Annotated in this window: 3 protein-coding genes; all 3 read left to right on the top strand. The window is 73.8% G+C overall.

Annotation, left to right across the window (positions count from 1 at the left end; translation table 11 throughout):
• The coding region (locus FH969_RS14440) for an acyltransferase (RefSeq protein ID WP_425462468.1) at positions 1-234 on the top strand (234 nt) is incomplete at its 5' end.
• Positions 235-418: 184 nt separating this feature from the next.
• A complete protein-coding gene (gene mfd / locus FH969_RS14430; RefSeq protein WP_246071991.1) occupies positions 419-4,279 on the top strand; it encodes a transcription-repair coupling factor in 3,861 nt (1,286 codons plus the stop codon).
• 79 nt (positions 4,280-4,358) lie between these two features.
• On the top strand, positions 4,359-4,592 hold a 234-nt coding region (locus tag FH969_RS15525), incomplete at its 3' end, for a hypothetical protein (protein ID WP_218975331.1).

The following is a 4,592-nucleotide window of genomic DNA, read 5'->3' as shown; positions in this document are numbered from 1 at the left end:
GTGACCGTCGGTCGCTGGGCCACCGTGGCCGCGGGGTCCGTCGTCACCACGGACGTTCCTGACTTCGCGCTCGTCGCGGGGGTGCCGGCTCGCCGGCTCAAGTGGGTGGGCCGCGCGGGAGTGCCGCTCGTCGACGGCGGCGAGGGTCGGTGGCGCTGCCCGGAGACCGGAGAGACCTACACCGAGGCGGGCGGCCTGCTCACGCGCGACGGCGAGGAGTCCGGCGCCGCCTGACTCCGGGCGTGGGGCGACCGAGGCCGAGCGCGGCCTGTCGCACCCCCGACCTACACTGGAGCACGCACCCGCGACCCCGCCTCGGCGGTCGATCGGGGCCCGTCGTGCTGCCCGCACGCGGTCCCGGCGGTCGCTGCGCAGCACGCGTGGTGCGCCTGCTTCACCCGCCGTCGAACGGATCCCCATGAAGCTCACCGGCATCCTGCCCCTCCTCGCCGAGGACGCGGCCGTGCCCGCCGCCGTCGCCGCGCTGCCCGCCGGCGGACGGCTCGAGCTGGTCGCTCCCGCAGGCGCCCGGGCGAGCGTCCTCGCCGAGCTCGCGCAGGCCGCCCGCGGCGGGACCGACGAGCCCGGCGCGGGCGACGCATCAGGCGCCAAGGCCCGCCAGCTCGTCGTCGTCACCGCGACCACGCGCGACGCCGACGAGCTCGCCGCCGCCCTGCGCGCCTTCGTCCCGGCTGACGACGTCGCCGTCCTGCCCGCGTGGGAGACGCTCCCGCACGAGCGCCTCAGCCCGCGCGCCGACACGGTCGCCCGCCGGCTCGCCGTCTTCCGCCGTCTCGCCCACCCCGAGACCGGCCGTCAGACCGACGGTCAAGTAGCGGCCGCAAGCGCCACCCCAGACCCGCCAGCGAAGACGGACGCCGGCCCGACGAAGGCGAGCCGCGCGAAGGCGAGCGCGACGCCCACGGCGAGCCACGCCGTCGGGCACGCGCACGACGCGCGCGCCCAGGCCGGGCCGATCCGCGTCCTGGTGGTGCCCGCCCGCGCGCTGCTGCAGCCGGTGACCCGCGGTCTCGGCGACCTCGTGCCGGTGAGCGCCCGCGCGGGGGAGACGCACGCGATCGACGAGCTGATCGAGCAGCTCGTGGCCGCCGCGTACACGCGCGTGGACATGGTGGAGAAACGCGGTGACTTCGCCGTGCGCGGCGGCATCCTCGACGTCTTCCCGCCCACGGAGGACCACCCGCTCCGGCTTGACTTCTGGGGCGACGAGATCGAGGAGATCCGCTGGTTCGCCGTCGCCGACCAGCGCTCCCTCGAGATCGCGCCCGAGGGGCTGTGGGCCCCGCCGTGCCGCGAGCTGCTGCTCACGGCCGAGGTTCGCCGTCGGGCGCTCGCGCTGCGCGACGCGCTGCCCGGCGCGACGGACATGCTCGAGAAGATGGCCGAGGGCATCGCGGTGGAGGGCATGGAGTCCCTCATCCCGGCGCTCACGGACGGCGACATGGTCCAGGTGCTGCGCCTCGTGGACCACGACGCGCGGCTGATCCTCGTCGACCCCGAGCGCATTCGTCGCCGCGCGCACGACCTCGTCGCCACCACGAGCGAGTTCCTCGCCGCGGCGTGGACGTCCGCGGCCGCGGGCGGCTCGGTGCCGCTGGACCTGTCCGCCGCGAGCTTCGTCACCCTCGAGGAGGCGCGCGACGTCGCCGCGCGCCGGGGCCTCGGCTGGTGGACCCTCACGCCGTTCGGCGGCGACGAAGAACTCGCAGCGCTCACCGGCCTGCTCCCGGACGACGTCCCCGGGGGCGCAGAGAGCGGGGCCGACGACGGCGAGGACGCCTTCTCCGGTCCCGTCACCACGTTGCGGCTCGGGGCGCGCGACGTCGAGGGGTACCGCGGCGACCTCGCGCGCGCCATCACGGACCTCCAGCAGCTCACGCACGACGGCTGGCGGCTCGTGCTCGTCACCGAGGGCGCGGGTCCCGCGCGGCGGCTCGTCGAGCAGCTCAAGGGCGCCGACGTGCCGGCCCGCCTCGTCGCCGATCTCGAGGAGGTGCCCGAGCCCGGGCTCGTCCACGTCACCACGGCGCAGTTCGGCCGCGGCTACGTGCTGCCGGCCCTCAGGTTCGCGATCTTCACCGAGGCGGACCTCACGGGGCGCGCGGGCGCTTCGACCAAGGACATGCGCCAGCTCGCGCCGCGCCGCCGCCACGTGGTGGACCCGCTCGCGCTGCGCGCCGGCGACTACGTGGTGCACGAGCAGCACGGCGTCGGGCGGTTCATCGAGCTCGTGCAGCGCAGCGTGGGCGGCGGGCCGGGCGCGAGCGGCACCGCCACCACGCGCGAGTACCTCGTCATCGAGTACGCCAGCAGCAAGCGCGGCCAGCCGGGCGACCGGCTGTACGTGCCCACCGACGCCCTGGACCAGGTGACGAAGTACACGGGCGGGGAGTCGCCGTCGCTGTCCAAGATGGGCGGCAGCGACTGGCAGAACACCAAGGCGCGCGCCCGCAAGGCGGTCAAGGAGATCGCGGGCGAGCTGGTCCGGCTCTACGCCGCGCGGATGGCCACCCAGGGGCACGCCTTCGGGCCCGACACCCCCTGGCAGCGCGAGCTCGAGGACGCGTTCGCCTACATCGAGACCCCCGACCAGCTCGTGACCATCGACGACGTCAAGCGCGACATGGAGAAGACCGTCCCCATGGACCGCCTGATCTGCGGCGACGTCGGCTACGGCAAGACCGAGGTGGCGGTGCGGGCGGCCTTCAAGGCCGTCCAGGACGGCAAGCAGGTCGCCGTGCTCGTGCCGACCACGCTGCTCGTGCAGCAGCACCTGCAGACGTTCGCCGAGCGGTACGCGGGCTTCCCGGTCAACGTCGCGGGGCTCTCGCGCTTCCAGACCGACGCCGAGGCGAAGGTCGTGCGCGAGGGCGTCGCGGACGGGACCGTCGACGTGGTGATCGGCACGCACCGGCTCATCACCGGCGAGGTGCGGTTCAAGGACCTCGGGCTCGTCATCATCGACGAGGAGCAGCGCTTCGGCGTCGAGCACAAGGAGACGCTCACGCAGCTGCGCACCAACGTGGACGTGCTCGCGATGAGCGCGACGCCGATCCCGCGCACGCTGGAGATGGCCGTCACCGGCATCCGCGAGATGTCCACGCTCGCGACCCCGCCCGAGGAGCGCCACCCGGTGCTCACGTTCGTGGGGCCGTACGAGGAGAAGCAGATCACCGCCGCGATCCGGCGCGAGCTGCTGCGCGACGGTCAGGTCTTCTTCGTGCACAACCGCGTCGAGTCGATCGAGCGGACCGCCTCGCGGCTGGCCGAGCTCGTGCCCGAGGCGCGCATCGCCGTCGCGCACGGAAAGATGAACGAGCACCAGCTCGAGCGGGTCATCGTGGACTTCTGGGAGAAGCGGTCGGACGTGCTCGTGTGCACCACGATCGTGGAGACCGGGCTGGACATCTCCAACGCCAACACCCTCATCCTCGACCGCGCCGACGTGCTCGGGCTCTCGCAGCTGCACCAGCTGCGCGGGCGCGTGGGGCGCGGCCGGGAGCGGGCGTACGCCTACTTCCTCTACCCGCCGGAGAAGCCGCTCACCGAGACGGCGCACGACCGACTCGCCACCATCGCGGCGAACACCGATCTCGGCGCCGGCATGCAGGTGGCGCTCAAGGACCTCGAGATCCGCGGCGCGGGCAACCTGCTCGGCGGGGAGCAGTCCGGGCACATCGCCGGCGTCGGGTTCGACCTGTACGTGCGGATGGTGTCCGAGGCCGTGCAGCGCTACCGCGGCGAGGAGGTCGCCGAGCTCGCCGACGTCACGATCGAGCTCCCGATCGACGCGCACATCCCGCACGACTACGTGCCGCACGAGCGGCTGCGGCTCGAGGCCTACACGAAGATCGCCTCGGCGGCGGGGCCCGACGACGTCGCTGCCGTCCGCGAGGAGCTCACCGACCGCTACGGTCCGGTGCCGCGCAGCGTGGAGCTGCTGTTCGCCGTCGCGAACCTGCGCACGGTGGCGCGCGAGGTGGGCGTCACCGCCGTCACGATCCAGGGGCAGTTCATCCGGTTCGCGCCCGTCGACCTCACCGACTCCATGACCGTGCGGCTCAAGCGGCTCTACCCGCGCTCGATCATCAAGGGTGCGGTCCGCACGATCCTCGTGCCCGCGCCCACGACGGCGCGCGTGGGCGGGGAGATGGTGCGCGACGGCGAGCTCCTCGACTGGGTGCTCGGCGTCCTTCGCGGCGTGGTCGGGGGGAGCGTGGCGGCCGCCGCGGCTGCCTCGACTGCCGCATCCCGCTGAGTCCGACCCTTCTGCACGCTGAGTCCGACCCCCCGGCGGCTCAGGACGTAGCGGCCGAGCGGTCGAGCTCGCTCACGACGTGTCCGGCGATCTCCAGCGCTGCCGTCGCGGCGGGCGACGGCGCGTTGATCACGTGGAGCTGCCGCGGACTCGTGGCAAAGAGGAAGTCGTCGACCAGCGATCCGTCTCGGGCGAGAGCTTGAGCGCGAACGCCTGCTGGAGCCGGTCGGAGGTGTTCCTCACGCACGGCCGGGACGAGGCGGGCGAGGGACTGGGCGAAGCGTCGAGGCGAGAGAGATCGAGCCACCTCGTG

The organism is Miniimonas arenae, from assembly GCF_006351005.1.
GTDB classification, from domain to species: domain Bacteria; phylum Actinomycetota; class Actinomycetes; order Actinomycetales; family Beutenbergiaceae; genus Miniimonas; species Miniimonas arenae.
Note: the sequence above shows the minus strand (reverse complement) of the source record. Positions and strands in the feature narration are given on the sequence as shown.

Bases quoted from the DNA above. Each gene is read 5' to 3' on its own strand.
- mfd (WP_246071991.1), top strand. From the start codon at position 419: ATGAAGCTCACCGGCATCCTGCCCCTCCTCGCCGAGGACGCGGCCGTG.